This is a genomic window from Streptomyces sp. NPDC048192 (assembly GCF_043202415.1).
Taxonomy (GTDB): domain Bacteria; phylum Actinomycetota; class Actinomycetes; order Streptomycetales; family Streptomycetaceae; genus Streptomyces.
The window spans coordinates 180,063-193,303 of sequence record NZ_JBIDAL010000013.1 but is presented as its reverse complement, the minus strand read 5'-3'; the positions used below and the strand labels follow the sequence as shown (position 1 = coordinate 193,303).

The following is a 13,241-nucleotide window of genomic DNA, read 5'->3' as shown; positions in this document are numbered from 1 at the left end:
GGCGATCATACGGCTTTCAAGAGCCCGCGCGTGCAACGCCGGCGTTACGGATTTCCGGCTCCCGTCCAGGAGGCGCGCCGGGGTCCGTACGGCCGGTGCGCGCCCGCGCCGCGCGCCGTCGGCGCGGCGGCCGGGCAGTGTCTTGTCCGGTCTGCGGAAATGTGTTCTCGTGGTCCCGGCAGAGGATGATCGGAAGGGGAGCCGGGTGGAGTCTGCGGCCGGGGCCGGACAGCTGCTGGCCATCAGCGACCTGCACATCGGCTATCCGGAGAACCGTGCCCTGGTCGAGGACATGCGGCCGCAGAGCGACGAGGACTGGCTGATCGTGGCCGGCGACGTCGCCGAGTTGGTCGCCGACATCCGCTGGACCCTGGAGAAGCTCGCGGGCCGGTTCCGCAAGGTGCTGTGGGCGCCCGGCAACCACGAGCTGTGGACCCATCCGAAGGATCCGGTCACCCTGCGCGGCGTCGCCCGCTACGAGCACCTGGTCGCGCTCTGCCGCGAGCTGGGCGTCGTCACCCCCGAGGACCCCTACCCGGTGTGGCAGGGCCCCGGCGGCCCGGTCGCCGTGGCCCCGCTGTTCCTGCTGTACGACTACTCGTTCCTGCCGCCCGGCTGCGCCACCAAGGCCGAGGGGCTGGCCTACGCCGAGGGCACCGGCGTCGTCTGCAACGACGAGTACCTGCTGCACCCCGACCCCTATCCGACCCGTGACGCCTGGTGCCGGGCGCGGGTCGCCGAGACCGAGCGCAGACTCGCCGAACTGCCCGCCGGCCTGCCGGTCGTACCGGTCAACCACTATCCGCTGCACCGGCACCCCACCGAGGTGCTGTGGTACCCCGAGTTCGCCATGTGGTGCGGCACCCTGCTGACCGCCGACTGGCACCGGCGGTTCCCGGTCGCGACGATGGTCTACGGCCATCTGCACATCCCGCGCACCACCTGGCACGACGGAGTCCGCTTCGAGGAGGTCTCCGTCGGCTATCCCCGAGAATGGCGCAAGCGCCCGGAGCCGCCGGGCCGGCTGCGCCGCATCCTGCCGACGGAGGTCGAAGCCGGTGATCGAGGAGCTGCTCCCGGAGTCGGTCGTGGCCGTGGAGGCGCACGGTGACGACCCGCTGTGGGGCGCCGGGCTGTACCCCGGTGAGGCAGCGCTCGTCGAGCGTGCCGTGGCCAAGCGCCGCCGCGAGTTCGCCGCCGTGCGCGGCTGCGCCCGGCGCGCCATGGAGAAGCTCGGCGTGCCGGCGCAGTCCGTCCTGCGCGGCGAGCGGGGCGCACCGCGCTGGCCGGCCGGCCTGATCGGCAGCATGACCCACTGCGAGGACTACTGCGCCGCGGCCCTGGCCCGCGCCGGCGACCTGGCCTCCCTCGGCATCGACGCCGAACGGCACGAACCGCTCCCCGAGGACGCGGGCCATGTCGTCCTGCCCAGCGAGGCCGAGCGGATCGCACGGCTGCGCGAGCGGCATCCCGACCCGCACTGGGAGCGGATCCTGTTCAGCGCCAAGGAGTCCGTCTACAAGGCGTGGTTCCCGCTCACCGGCGCCTGGCTGGACTTCTCCGAGGCCGACATCACCCTCCACCCGGACCCCGGCGGCCGGCCGCACGGCACCCTGCGCGCCGAACTCCTCGTCCCCGGGCCCCGCGTCGGCGGCCGCCGGCTGCAGGCCTTCGACGGGAGGTGGGCCGCACGCGACGGCCTGGCCCTCACCGCGGTGGCCGTGCCGCATCCCTGAGCCCGGTGGCGGCCGCCCACCGGCGCGGTCAGGCCGGCGGGCACCAGTCGCGCAGCAGGCGGAAGAACTCCTCCTCGTTGCCCGCGAGGCCCGCGTGCGCCAGGGCGCGCTCCGCCTCGGCCAGCACGGCCGGCGGCACGAGGGCGGGCCGGCCGCCGTCCGGCGGCCCGTCGAAGGCGGCGCGCACCGTGTGCAGCAGCCGCAGGTAGGCCTGCACGGCGGTGCGTTCACGGTCGGTCAGTACGGCGGTGGGCATCGGTCGGCTCTCCCCGGTCAGGCGTCACGGTCGCGCGCTCTGCGGCGCACCCTCCAGCTTGCCGCCCGCCACTGACAACGCCCCCCGGCTCCGCTCCGGTTCGCCCGCTCAGCGCAGCCCGGAACCCTCAGCCGGGCCCACGAGGGTGGCCCGCACCGGCCCCGGACCCCGGCGCCGTACGGCCGTCCGGATCAGCCCTGCGGCCCCGGATAGCCCAGCGACGCCTCGATGCGCCCGGCCACGTCGTCGCGCTGCACCGGGCCGCGCAGGGCCGAACCGGCGAGCCACGTACGGCACTTGCTGGCCAGCAGCAGGCCGAACGTCTCGGCCTGCCGCTCCTCGGTGAGGTCGAACCGGGTCCGCGCCGCGACCCGCTGCACGGTGGCCTGCAGGGCCTCCTGGTCGGTGTCGTCGTGCAGCAACCGCGTGGCGACCCCGACGCCGTCGACGTGGTGGCCGCGGTGGTCGGCCTGCATGTGCCACAGCTCGTGGCCGAGGATCACCAACTGGTGGTCGGGCGCGGTGCGTTCCTCCACGACCACCAGGTCGCGGTCGGTCAGGTCCAGCCACAGCCCGCTCGCCGTGCCCGGCGGGAAGGCGGCCGCGCGGAAGTGCACCGGGCGGCCCCGGCGGCGGCTCATCGCCGCGCACAGCGCGCCGTACAGCTCCCCCGGCGGCGCGGGCGCGGGCAGCCGTACCCCGCCCACCAGTTCGCTGCACAGCCGGCGCATGTCCCTGCCGATGCCCACAGTCCTCCCCCGGCTCACGACTCGGGCCGCTTGACGCTCTCCAGGAGCATGTCGAGCCACTCCGCGACCTTGTCCCGGTGCTGGTCGGTGGGCAACTGCGCGGCCCGCCACGCTATGCCCCGCACCCCGTGGTCCTGCAGCAGCCGCTCCAGCGCGTCCTCCTCGGCCCCGGCCGCGGCCCGCTCCCGGTCGGCGAGCTTGGTCAGCAGCTCCTGCTCGGTGCGCTGCAGCGCGCCCGCCAGCGCCTCGGGGTCCTCCGCGGTGAGGAAGCCGGCGTGCACCTTGAAGAAGCGCTGCAGCGCGTCGCAGTGCTCCATGGTGGGCCGCCGGTCGCCGTTGATGAGCGCGCCGGCCTGCTGCCGCGACATGCCCGCGCCGTCGGCGATCTCCTGCTGGGTGTACTTGCGGCCGTTCGGTTTCAGCCGGGTGCGCCGCAGCAGGCCGAGGCGCTGCAGGAAGCGCGCCTGGACGTCCGGCTCACCGGCGGGCCGGCCGGCGAGCAGCGCCTTGACCACCGGCTCCGGGACGCCGCAGGCCACGGAGAGCCGCCCGACGTCGAAGACCTCGGCGTGCGGCACGCCGAGCCGGTCGGCGAGCGCGGTGACGCGGGCGACGACGGCCGGCAGCTGGGCGGTCGCCGCGGCGCCCGGATCCTCGTAGCCATCCGTCACCGACAGAACTCCTACGTCTCTCGAGGGCTTCAGATGTGTCCGTGTTGCCGAGTCGGTGCTTCTCACGGACGAACGCCGTGAACTTCCCGGAGAGTAGCGGGTGCCTCGAACTCACATCCAGGTGTCGCCACAACTGTGGCGAATTTCAGCCTTCAACGGCCGCGAAATGCCACGATAGTTGACACGGTCTTGCCGGGGGCCGCAGGATCGCAGGGCCGCGTGAAGGCCGCAGAGGCAAGAGGGGTGACCTCCCGATGGCACATCAGGCAGGAGGGCAGCGGCCGGCACCGCGGCCCGTCCCCGAGACCTGCGAGACCCAGGCGTACCTCCAGGACTACGCCGTCCTGCTGGAGTCCCTCGCCTGCCCGTCCGTGGTCGTCGACCACCGCTGGGACGTCGTCATGGCCAACGGCGCGTTCGAGACACTTTTCCGCGGGGTGCGCCGGCACGCGACGGCCATGCCGCAGGACAACTTCCTGCGGTTCGTCCTGTTCCACCCGGACGCGGGCGACGTGCTCGGCGAGCACGAGCAGGGCTGGTGCCTGCCGATGCTGGCCCACCTCAGGTCCGCCCTGGAGACGTACGGCCACGACCACGAGCTCCAGGCGATCCGCCGCGACCTCGCCCAGGACCCGCTCCTGGAGGCCGCCTACCGGCAGGGCCTGCCGCACTGGATCCGCGCCGTCGGCGAGAGCGCGGCCCGGCTCGACGGGGCCGTGCGGCTGCTGCGCCACCCCGACCCGCGCCGCGGCGCCACCGAGTGCCGGGTCGTCGAGGAGACGCCCCGTGCCCTGCGGGACCTCGGCCACCGGCGCCTGACCCTGGTGCTGCGCGAGGGCCGCCGCCCCGCCGCGCCGGTGCGCCGCCCCCGCCGCCCGCGCGGCCCCGGCGCCCACCTCACGGTCGTCCCGGCCCCCGAGAACTGACCCGGCACCGCCGGCGTTCAGGTCGTCGGCGGCGCCGGGTCGAGGACGCGCGCCCACCCGTCGGCCCCCTGGCGCGACCGGCCGCCTCTCTACGCAAGCCGCTTGCAAGGCTTGCGCTACGCTTGCGTGTATGACACGACGACTTGCGGAAGTGGCGAAGAAGGTCGGCGTCAGCGAGGCGACCGTCAGCCGGGTGCTCAACGGCAAGCCGGGGGTCTCCGAGGCCACCCGGCAGGCGGTGCTGACGGCCCTCGACGTCCTCGGCTACGAACGCCCCACCCAGCTGCGCGGTGAGCGCGCCCGGCTCGTCGGCCTGGTCCTGCCGGAGCTGCAGAACCCCATCTTCCCGGCGTTCGCCGAGGTCATCGGCGGCGCGCTGGCCCAGCTCGGACTGACCCCGGTGCTGTGCACGCAGACCAAGGGCGGCGTCTCGGAGGCCGACTACGTCGAACTGCTGCTGCAGCAGCAGGTCTCCGGCGTCGTCTTCGCCGGCGGCCTGTACGCGCAGGAGGACGCGCCGCACGACCACTACCGGCTGCTCGCCGAGCGCAACATCCCCGTCGTGCTGGTCAACGCGGCCATCGAGCACCTCGGATTCCCGGGCGTGTCCTGCGACGACGCCGTCGCCGTCGAGCAGGCCTGGCGCCACCTGGCCTCCCTGGGTCACGAGCGCATCGGGCTGGTCCTCGGCCCCGGCGACCACATGCCCTCGGCGCGCAAGCTGGCCGCCGCCCGCGCGGTCGCCGGCGACCTGCCCGAGGAGCGCGTCGCCCGGGCGATCTTCTCCATCGAGGGCGGCCACGCCGCCGCGTCCCGGCTGATCGACCGCGGGGTCACCGGCATCATCTGCGCGTCCGACCCCCTGGCACTCGGCGCGATCCGGGCCGCGCGCCGCAAGGGGTACGACGTCCCGGGGCGGATCTCGGTCGTGGGCTACGACGACTCGGCCTTCATGAACTGCACCGAACCCCCGCTCACCACCGTCCGCCAGCCCATCGAGGCCATGGGCCGCGCGGCCGTCGAGCTGCTGAACGCGCAGATCGGCGGCAGCGCCGTACCCGCCGAGGAGCTGCTGTTCGAGCCCGAGCTGGTGGTGCGCGGATCCACCGCGCAAGCCCCGCGCGGCTGAGTGCCCGGAGCGGATCGAGAAGATCCAGCTGGCTGTCAAATAATTACAGATTTCGCGCGACATCTTGCGGACCGATGTCGGCGGTGCTTGAGTGTGCGGCGCCCACCGCTCCTGCCCTGCGTGCCATCTGGGGGTCCACCGATGAGAAGTGCCGGGTTCCGCCGTACCGTCGTCGCGATCGGCGTCGTCACGTCGCTAGCCCTCGCCGCCACCGCCTGCGGCTCGGGCGGCGACGACTCGGCGAGCGGCAAGACGCGCATCACCGTCAACTGCGAGCCGCCCAAGAGCGCCAAGACCGACCGCAGGTTCTTCGAGGAGGACCTCGCCTCCTTCGCCAAGCAGCACCCGGACGTCGACGTCGTCGCCCACGACGCCTTCCCCTGCCAGGATCCGAAGACCTTCGACGCCAAGCTCGCCGGCGGCCAGATGGAGGACGTCTTCTACACGTACTTCACCGACGCCCGGCACGTCGTGGACATCCACCAGGCCGCCGATCTCACGCCGTACCTGAAGGAGCTGAAGTCCTACGGCAGCATCCGCAAGCAGCTGCGGGACATCTACACCGTGGACGGCAAGGTCTACGGCATCCCGCGCACCGGATACAGCATGGGGCTGATCTACAACCGCAAGCTCTTCCAGAAGGCCGGACTCGACCCCGACAGGCCCCCGGCCACCTGGGACGAGGTCCGCGCCGACGCGAAGAAGATCGCCGCGCTCGGCGGCGGCACCGTCGGATACGCCGACTACAGCGCGCAGAACCAGGGCGGCTGGCACTTCACCGCCGAGCTGTACTCCCAAGGCGGCGACGTCGTCGGCGCCGACGGCAAGAAGGCCGCCATCGACACCCCCGAGGGCCACGCCGTGCTGCAGAACCTGCACGACATGCGGTGGACCGACGGATCCATGGGCAGCAAGCAGCTCCTCGTCATCAACGACGTCCAGCAGATGATGGGTTCGGGCAAGCTCGGCATGTACCTCGCCGCCCCCGACAACATCCCGATCCTGGTCAAGGAGAAGGGCGCGAACTACGACGACATCGCCATCGGCCCCATGCCCGGCGGCAAGGCCACCCTCATCGGCGGCGACGGCTACATGTTCAACAAGCACGACACGCCCGCCCAGATCCGCGCCGGCCTGAAGTGGCTGGACCACATGTTCCTCACCCCCGGATCCGGCTTCCTCGGCGACTACGCCCGCGCCAAGAAGAACAACGCCCCGGTCGGGCTGCCCGAGCCGCGCCTGTTCACCGGCGCCGCCGACGCCAAGGACCAGCAGGTCAAGAAGGCCAACGCCAACGTGCCGGTGAAGAACTACCAGTCCTTCCTCGACGGCAGCGCCCGGCTCCGGCTGAAGATCGAGCCGCCGGACGCCCAGCAGATCTACTCCGTCCTCGACTCCGCCGTCTCCGCCGTCCTCACCAAGAAGGACGCCGACATCGACCAGCTCCTCAAGGACGCCTCCGGCAAGATCGACAGCATCCTGGCCCGGAGCTGACCGCCATGACGAAGACGGCCGAACGGCGGCCCGTGACGCAGGCCGCCGTCCCCCCGGTTCCGGCGCCGACCCGGACAGGGAGCCTCCGGCGCCGCCGCCTCGCCGACCAGGCCCGCGCCTACGCCTTCCTCCTCGGCGGCCTCGTCTGCTTCGCCCTGTTCTCCTGGTACCCGGCGATCCGCGCGGTCGTCATCGCCTTCCAGAAGTACACGCCGGGCTCGGCGCCGCAGTGGGTGGGCACCGCCAACTTCACGCGCGTGCTGCACGACCCCGAGTTCGGCGCGGCCTGGCGCAACACCCTCACCTTCACCCTGCTGGCCCTGCTCCTCGGCTTCGCGGTTCCCTTCCTGCTCGCCCTGGTCCTCAACGAACTCCGGCACGCCAAGGCGTTCTTCCGGGTCGTGGTCTACCTGCCGGTGATGATCCCGCCGGTGGTCAGCGCCCTGCTGTGGAAGTGGTTCTACGACCCCGGCGCCGGCCTGGCCAACGAGACGCTGCGCTTCCTGCACCTGCCGACCTCGAACTGGTCCAACGGCACCGACACCGCGCTCGTCTCCCTGGTGATCGTGGCGACCTGGGCCAACATGGGCGGCACCGTCCTGATCTACCTCGCCGCCCTGCAGTCCATCCCCGGCGAGCTGTACGAGGCCGCCGAACTGGACGGCGCCGGCCTGCTCCAGCGCGTCCGGCACGTCACCGTCCCGCAGACCCGGTTCGTGATCCTGATGCTGATGCTGCTGCAGATCATCGCGACCATGCAGGTGTTCACCGAGCCGTTCGTCATCACCGGCGGCGGCCCCGAGAACGCCACGGTGACCGTGCTCTACCTGATCTACAAGTACGCCTTCCTCTACAACGACTTCGGCGGCGCCTGCGCCCTCAGCGTCATGCTCCTGGTCCTGCTCGGCGCCTTCTCCGCCGTATACCTGCGGCTCACCCGCAGCGAGGGGGACACCGCATGAGCACCCGCACCCTGATCTCCCCGGCGGCCCTCGCCCGCCGCCGAGGCAAGGCGGTCTACTGGACCGTGTTCACGGCCGTCGTCCTGCTCTTCGCGCTCGCCTTCCTCTTCCCCGTCTACTGGATGGTGACCGGTGCCATGAAGTCGCCGGACGAGGTCGCCCGGACCCCGCCGACGCTGATCCCGGAGCACTGGCACCTCAGCGGCTACACCGACGCCTGGGACCTGATGCAGCTCCCGCGGCACCTGTGGAACACCGCCGTGCAGGCCGCCGGCGCCTGGGCGTTCCAGCTGGTCTTCTGCACGGCCGCCGCCTACGCCCTGTCCAAGCTGCGGCCCGCGTTCGGCAAGGTGATCCTCGGCGGCATCCTCGCCACCCTCATGGTCCCGGCGCAGGCCCTCGTCGTACCGAAGTACCTGACCGTCGCCGACCTGCCGCTGCTGCACACCAGCCTGCTCAACGACCCGCTCGCCATCTGGCTGCCGGCCGTCGCCAACGCCTTCAACCTCTACCTGCTCAAACGGTTCTTCGACCAGTTGCCGCGCGATGTGCTGGAGGCCGCCGAGATCGACGGCGCCGGAAAGCTGCGCACCCTGTGGTCGGTGGTGCTGCCCATGTCCCGGCCGGTGCTCGGCGTGGTGTCGATCTTCGCGCTGGTCGCCGTCTGGCAGGACTTCCTGTGGCCGCTGATGGTCTTCTTCGACACCGACAAGCAGCCGATCAGCGTCGCCCTGGTCCAGCTGTCGCAGAACATCCAGCTCACCGTGCTCATCGCCGCGATGGTGATCGCCAGCATCCCGATGGTGGCGCTGTTCCTGCTCTTCCAGCGGCACATCATCGCCGGGATCAGCGCGGGCAGCACCAAGGGCTGACGCCGCCGCCTCCTCCACAGAAAGGCCAAGCTCCGTGGGACAGCCCACCCATGCCCGCAAGGACCGCGACTGGTGGCGCTCGGCCGTCATCTACCAGGTCTACGTCCGCAGCTTCGCGGACGGCGACGGCGACGGCACCGGCGACCTCGCGGGCGTCCGCTCCCGGCTGCCGTATCTCGCCGAACTCGGCGTCGACGCCCTGTGGTTCACCCCCTGGTACCTCTCGCCTCTGAAGGACGGCGGCTACGACGTCGCCGACTACCGCACCATCGACCCGGCCTTCGGCACCCTCGCCGAGGCGGAGAAGCTCATCGCCGAGGCGGCCGGGCTGGGCATCCGGACGATCGTCGACATCGTGCCCAACCACGTCTCCGACCAGCACCCCTGGTTCCGCGCCGCCCTCGCCGCCGGACCGGGCAGCCCCGAGCGCGAACTGTTCCACTTCCGCCCCGGACGCGGCCCGGACGGCGGACTCCCGCCGAACGACTGGCCGTCGCAGTTCGTCGGCTCCACCGAACCGGTGTGGACCCGCCTCCCCGACGGCGAGTGGTACCTGCACCTGTTCACCCCCGAGCAGCCCGACCTCAACTGGGCCCACCCGGCCGTCCGCCAGGAGCACGAGGACATCCTGCGCTTCTGGTTCGAACGCGGCGTCGCCGGCGTCCGCATCGACTCCGCGGCCCTCCTCGCCAAGGACCCCGCCCTGCCCGACCTGGCCACGCACCCCGAGCCGCACCCCTTCGTCGACCGCGACGAACTCCACGACGTCTACCGCTCCTGGCGCCGGGTCGCGGACGAGTACGACGGCGTCTTCGTCGGCGAGGTCTGGCTGCCCGACGCCGAGCGCTTCGCCCGCTACCTGCGCCCCGACGAACTCCACACCGCCTTCAACTTCTCCTTCCTCGCCTGCCCCTGGGACGCCGGCCGGCTGCGCGCGTCCATCGACACCACCCTCGCCGAGCACGCCCCGGTCGGCGCCCCGGCCACCTGGGTGCTGTGCAACCACGACGTCACCCGCACCGTCACCCGCTACGGCCGCGAGGACACCGGCTTCGACTTCGCCGCCAAGGCCTTCGGCACCCCGACCGACCTGGCGCTCGGCACCCGTCGGGCCCGCGCCGCCGCCCTGCTGTCGCTGGCGCTGCCCGGCGCGGTGTACCTCTACCAGGGGGAGGAACTGGGGCTGCCGGAGGCGGAGATCCCCGTCGACCGCATCCAGGATCCGATGTACTTCCGCTCCGGCGGCACCGATCCGGGGCGCGACGGCTGCCGGGTGCCGCTTCCCTGGGCCGCCGGCCTGCCGTACGCGGGATTCGGCGCGCAGCAGGAACCGTGGCTGCCGCAGCCGGCCGGCTGGCCGTCGTACGCGGTCGACCGGCAGCAGCGGGACCCCGGCTCCATGCTCTCCCTGTACCGCCGGGCCATCGCCGCCCGTCCCGTCTTCGGCGACGGCCCCCTGACCTGGCTCCCCGCCCCCGACGGCGTCCTCGCCTTCACCCGCGCGGGAGCGGTGTGCGTGGTGAACCTCGCGCCCACGCCCGTCGACCTCCCCGCGCACTCCCGGCTCCTGCTCGGCAGCGGCCCGCTGGACGACGCGGGCCGGCTGCCGCAGGACACGGCGGCCTGGCTGCACGCCTGAGCCGCACCCGTACCGCTGTCCCACGAACCCCCACCACGAAGGGATCAGCCCATGCACACCAGCACCGTCAGATATGTCAGGCGCATGCCGGCCATCGGGGCGGTCGCCGCCCTCGCCGCCGGGATGCTCGTCACCCTCGCCCCCGCCGCGCACGCGGCCGCGGGCGCCACCCTCCCCTTCACGTCCGTGGAAGCCGAGTCGGCGACCACCACCGGCACGAAGATCGGCCCCGACTACACCCAGGGCTCCCTCGTCTCGGAGGCCTCCGGGCGGCAGGCCGTCCGGCTGTCGGCCGGGCAGCGGGTGGAGTTCACCGTGCCGCGCGCCGCCAACGCCGTGAACCTCTCCTACAGCGTCCCGGACGGCCAGTCCGGCTCGCTGAACGTGTACGTCAACGGCACGAAACTGGCCAACACCCTGCCGGTGACGTCCACCTACTCCTACATCGACACCGGCTGGATCCCCGGCGCCAAGACGCACCACTTCTTCGACGACACCCGGATGCTGCTCGGCCGGACGGTCCAGCCCGGCGACAAGGTCGCCGTCGAGGCGACCGGCACCCAGGTCACGGTCGACGTCGCCGACTTCGAGCAGGTCGCGGACGCCGCCACCCAGCCCGCGGGCTCGGTGTCCGTCGTCTCCAAGGGCGCCGACCCCACCGGCAACGGCGACTCCACCCAGGCCTTCCGGGACGCCATCGCCGCCGCCCAGGGCGGCACGGTCTGGATCCCGCCGGGCGACTACAAGATCACCTCCTCGCTGAACGGCGTGCAGAACGTGACGCTCCAGGGCGCCGGCAGCTGGTACTCGGTGGTGCACACCTCCCGGTTCATCGACCAGTCCAGCTCCGCGGGGAACGTCCACCTCAAGGACTTCGCCGTCATGGGCCAGGTCACCGAACGCGTCGACTCCAGCCCCGACAACTTCGTCAACGGCTCCCTCGGCCCCAACTCGTCCGTCTCCGGCATGTGGATCCAGCACACCAAGTGCGGCATGTGGCTGACGGGCACCAACGACAACCTGGTCGTGGAGAACAGCCGCTTCCTCGACACCACCGCCGACGGCATCAACCTCAACGGCAGCGCCAAGGGCGTCGTCGTCCGCAACAACTTCCTGCGCAACCAGGGCGACGACGCCCTCGCCATGTGGTCGCTGTACTCCCCGGACACCGGCTCCAGCTTCGAGAACAACACCATCTCGCAGCCCAACCTCGCCAACGGCATCGCGATCTACGGCGGCACCGACCTGTCCGTGAAGAACAACCTGGTCTCCGACACCAACGCCCTCGGCAGCGGCATCGCGATCTCCAACCAGAAGTTCATGGACCCCTTCTCGCCCCTGTCCGGCACCATCACCGTCTCCGGCAACACCCTGGTCCGCACCGGCGCGATGAACCCCAACTGGAACCACCCCATGGGCGCGCTGCGCGTCGACTCCTACGACAGCGCGATCGACGCGACCGTGAACATCACCGACACCACCATCACCGACAGCCCGTACAGCGCCTTCGAGTTCGTCTCCGGCGGCGGGCACGGCTACCCGGTGCGCAACGTCGACGTCTCCGGCGCGACCGTGAAGAACACCGGCACGGTCGTCGTCCAGGCCGAGACGCAGGGCGCGGCCGCCTTCAAGAACGTCACCGCCACCCAGGTCGGCTCCGCCGGTGTCTACAACTGCCCCTACCCGGCGAACTCCGGGTCCTTCACCCTCACCGACGGCGGCGGCAACTCCGGCTGGAGCAGCACCTGGTCGGACTGCTCCACCTGGCCCCAGCCCGGCCAGGGCAACCCCGAGCCCGACCCGAACCGCAACCTCGCCAAGGGCCGCCCGGCCTCCGCGACCGGCTCGCAGGACGTCTACACGCCGGGCAAGGCGGTCGACGGCGACGCGAACTCCTACTGGGAGTCGGCCAACAACGCCTTCCCGCAGTCCTGGACGGTCGACCTCGGCTCGTCCTACGCCGTGCGCCGCCTGGTGCTGAAGCTGCCGCCGTCCTCGGCCTGGGGCGCCCGCACGCAGACCATCACCGTGCTCGGCAGCACCGACGGCTCGGCCTACTCGACCGTCGTGGGCTCCCAGGGCTACCGCTTCGACCCGGCCACCGGCAACACGGTCACCGTCTCCCTGCCGAGCGGCACCAGCCTGCGGTACCTCCGCCTCACCGTCAGCGCCAACACGGGCTGGCCGGCGGGGCAGTTCAGCGAGGTGGAGGCGTACCTGACGAGCTGACCCCGCCCGGGCGTGCCCCCTCCCCTCTCCGGTGCGGTGTTTCGGCCGCCGGCCCTGCGCGTGAGAAACCGGTTACGAAGCGTTCCTCCGCGCCGCGCACCGCACCGGAGAGGGCTCTGACGGCCCGGTAACGGTCCCCTCACGCCCCGGCAAGACCGAGGCGCGACGCTGGGGCCATGACCGACACCTCCGGCACCCCGGCCGCGACCGTCTCCCCGAGCCTGTTCGAGCAACTGGGCGGTGAGGAGGCCGTCGCGGCCGTCGTCGACGCCTTCTACGCCAAGGTCCTCGCCGACCCCGCCCTGGAGCCGTACTTCACGGGCGCGGACCTCGACCGGCTCAAGCGGCATCAGCGCCGCTTCATCGGCCAGGCGCTGGGCGCCGCCCGTCCCTACACCGGCCGCTCCATGCGCAAGGCCCACGAGCACCTCGCGGTGACCCGGGCCGCCTTCGACCGCGTCGTGACCCACCTGGCCGCCGCCCTGTCCGAGGCCGGGGTGGCCGAGGGGACGATCGGCACGATCGCCGACACCCTGCTGCCCCTGAAGGAGGACATCGTCACCGCGTGACGGTCCGGC

13 protein-coding genes are annotated in these 13,241 nt (G+C 72.1%); 10 read left to right on the top strand and 3 right to left on the bottom strand.

Translation table 11 applies throughout. The annotated features are described in order from the left end of the window. Nucleotides 1–205 precede the first annotated feature (205 nt). Both ACGFZN_RS27655 and ACGFZN_RS27650 read left to right on the top strand, forming a co-directional pair. On the top strand, nt 206–1,111 hold the full coding sequence (locus tag ACGFZN_RS27655; protein WP_393861197.1) for a metallophosphoesterase family protein: 906 nt from the start codon (nt 206–208) through the stop codon (nt 1,109–1,111). Next, entirely contained in the window at nt 1,059–1,736 is a 678-nt protein-coding gene (locus tag ACGFZN_RS27650) for a 4'-phosphopantetheinyl transferase (protein ID WP_393861196.1), read from the top strand. The genes ACGFZN_RS27655 and ACGFZN_RS27650 overlap by 53 nt, the downstream gene beginning before the upstream one ends. A gap of 28 nt (nt 1,737–1,764) precedes the next feature. Here ACGFZN_RS27650 and ACGFZN_RS27645 read toward each other — a convergent pair whose 3' ends face one another. The 3 genes from ACGFZN_RS27645 to ACGFZN_RS27635 form a co-directional block, all read right to left on the bottom strand. After that, nucleotides 1,765–1,992, bottom strand: a complete 228-nt coding sequence (locus ACGFZN_RS27645; protein WP_393861195.1) for a hypothetical protein — start codon at nt 1,990–1,992, stop codon at nt 1,765–1,767. A 191-nt stretch (nt 1,993–2,183) separates the two neighbouring features. Continuing rightward, a complete protein-coding gene (locus ACGFZN_RS27640; protein ID WP_393861255.1) occupies nt 2,184–2,723 on the bottom strand; it encodes a toxin-antitoxin system, toxin component in 540 nt (179 codons plus the stop codon). 32 nt (nt 2,724–2,755) lie between these two features. Beyond that, nucleotides 2,756–3,412: a helix-turn-helix domain-containing protein gene (locus tag ACGFZN_RS27635; RefSeq protein WP_393861194.1), complete on the bottom strand. Its 657-nt coding sequence runs from the start codon at nt 3,410–3,412 to the stop codon at nt 2,756–2,758. 254 nt (nt 3,413–3,666) lie between these two features. Here ACGFZN_RS27635 and ACGFZN_RS27630 point away from each other — a divergent pair, with 254 nt between their 5' ends. From ACGFZN_RS27630 to ACGFZN_RS27595, 8 genes are all read left to right on the top strand, one after another. Then, nucleotides 3,667–4,338: a hypothetical protein gene (locus tag ACGFZN_RS27630; protein ID WP_393861193.1), complete on the top strand. Its 672-nt coding sequence runs from the start codon at nt 3,667–3,669 to the stop codon at nt 4,336–4,338. A gap of 130 nt (nt 4,339–4,468) precedes the next feature. Next, complete coding sequence (locus ACGFZN_RS27625; protein WP_393861192.1) at nt 4,469–5,467, top strand: LacI family DNA-binding transcriptional regulator; 999 nt, start codon at nt 4,469–4,471, stop codon at nt 5,465–5,467. 141 nt (nt 5,468–5,608) lie between these two features. Further along, complete coding sequence (locus ACGFZN_RS27620; protein ID WP_393861191.1) at nt 5,609–6,961, top strand: ABC transporter substrate-binding protein; 1,353 nt, start codon at nt 5,609–5,611, stop codon at nt 6,959–6,961. 5 nt (nt 6,962–6,966) lie between these two features. Then, the gene (locus tag ACGFZN_RS27615) at nt 6,967–7,923 is read left to right on the top strand and encodes a carbohydrate ABC transporter permease (RefSeq protein ID WP_393861190.1); all 957 of its coding nucleotides are present in this window, start codon (nt 6,967–6,969) and stop codon (nt 7,921–7,923) included. Then, nucleotides 7,920–8,795 (top strand): carbohydrate ABC transporter permease, encoded by an 876-nt coding sequence (locus ACGFZN_RS27610; RefSeq protein ID WP_393861189.1) that lies wholly within the window; start codon nt 7,920–7,922, stop codon nt 8,793–8,795. Before ACGFZN_RS27615 ends, ACGFZN_RS27610 begins: the two co-directional genes overlap by 4 nt. Nucleotides 8,796–8,829: 34 nt before the next feature. Continuing rightward, nucleotides 8,830–10,434 carry an alpha-amylase family glycosyl hydrolase gene (locus ACGFZN_RS27605; protein ID WP_393861188.1) on the top strand — a complete coding sequence of 535 codons (1,605 nt, stop codon included), beginning with the start codon at nt 8,830–8,832 and terminating at the stop codon, nt 10,432–10,434. 51 nt (nt 10,435–10,485) lie between these two features. After that, entirely contained in the window at nt 10,486–12,663 is a 2,178-nt protein-coding gene (locus ACGFZN_RS27600) for a discoidin domain-containing protein (protein ID WP_393861187.1), read from the top strand. Nucleotides 12,664–12,839: 176 nt separating this feature from the next. Further along, the gene (locus ACGFZN_RS27595; RefSeq protein ID WP_393861186.1) at nt 12,840–13,232 is read left to right on the top strand and encodes a group 1 truncated hemoglobin; all 393 of its coding nucleotides are present in this window, start codon (nt 12,840–12,842) and stop codon (nt 13,230–13,232) included. The last annotated feature ends 9 nt before the right edge of the window (nt 13,233–13,241 follow it).

What these genes read in the sequence shown, in the direction of transcription:
- ACGFZN_RS27645 (WP_393861195.1), bottom strand. Translation starts at nt 1,992, where the DNA reads ATGCCCACCGCCGTACTGACCGACCGTGAACGCACCGCCGTGCAGGCC.
- ACGFZN_RS27630 (WP_393861193.1), top strand. Translation starts at nt 3,667, where the DNA reads ATGGCACATCAGGCAGGAGGGCAGCGGCCGGCACCGCGGCCCGTCCCC.
- ACGFZN_RS27625 (WP_393861192.1), top strand. Translation starts at nt 4,469, where the DNA reads ATGACACGACGACTTGCGGAAGTGGCGAAGAAGGTCGGCGTCAGCGAG.
- ACGFZN_RS27615 (WP_393861190.1), top strand. Translation starts at nt 6,967, where the DNA reads ATGACGAAGACGGCCGAACGGCGGCCCGTGACGCAGGCCGCCGTCCCC.
- ACGFZN_RS27595 (WP_393861186.1), top strand. Translation starts at nt 12,840, where the DNA reads ATGACCGACACCTCCGGCACCCCGGCCGCGACCGTCTCCCCGAGCCTG.
- ACGFZN_RS27620 (WP_393861191.1), top strand. Translation starts at nt 5,609, where the DNA reads ATGAGAAGTGCCGGGTTCCGCCGTACCGTCGTCGCGATCGGCGTCGTC.
- ACGFZN_RS27600 (WP_393861187.1), top strand. Translation starts at nt 10,486, where the DNA reads ATGCACACCAGCACCGTCAGATATGTCAGGCGCATGCCGGCCATCGGG.
- ACGFZN_RS27610 (WP_393861189.1), top strand. Translation starts at nt 7,920, where the DNA reads ATGAGCACCCGCACCCTGATCTCCCCGGCGGCCCTCGCCCGCCGCCGA.
- ACGFZN_RS27640 (WP_393861255.1), bottom strand. Translation starts at nt 2,723, where the DNA reads ATGCGCCGGCTGTGCAGCGAACTGGTGGGCGGGGTACGGCTGCCCGCG.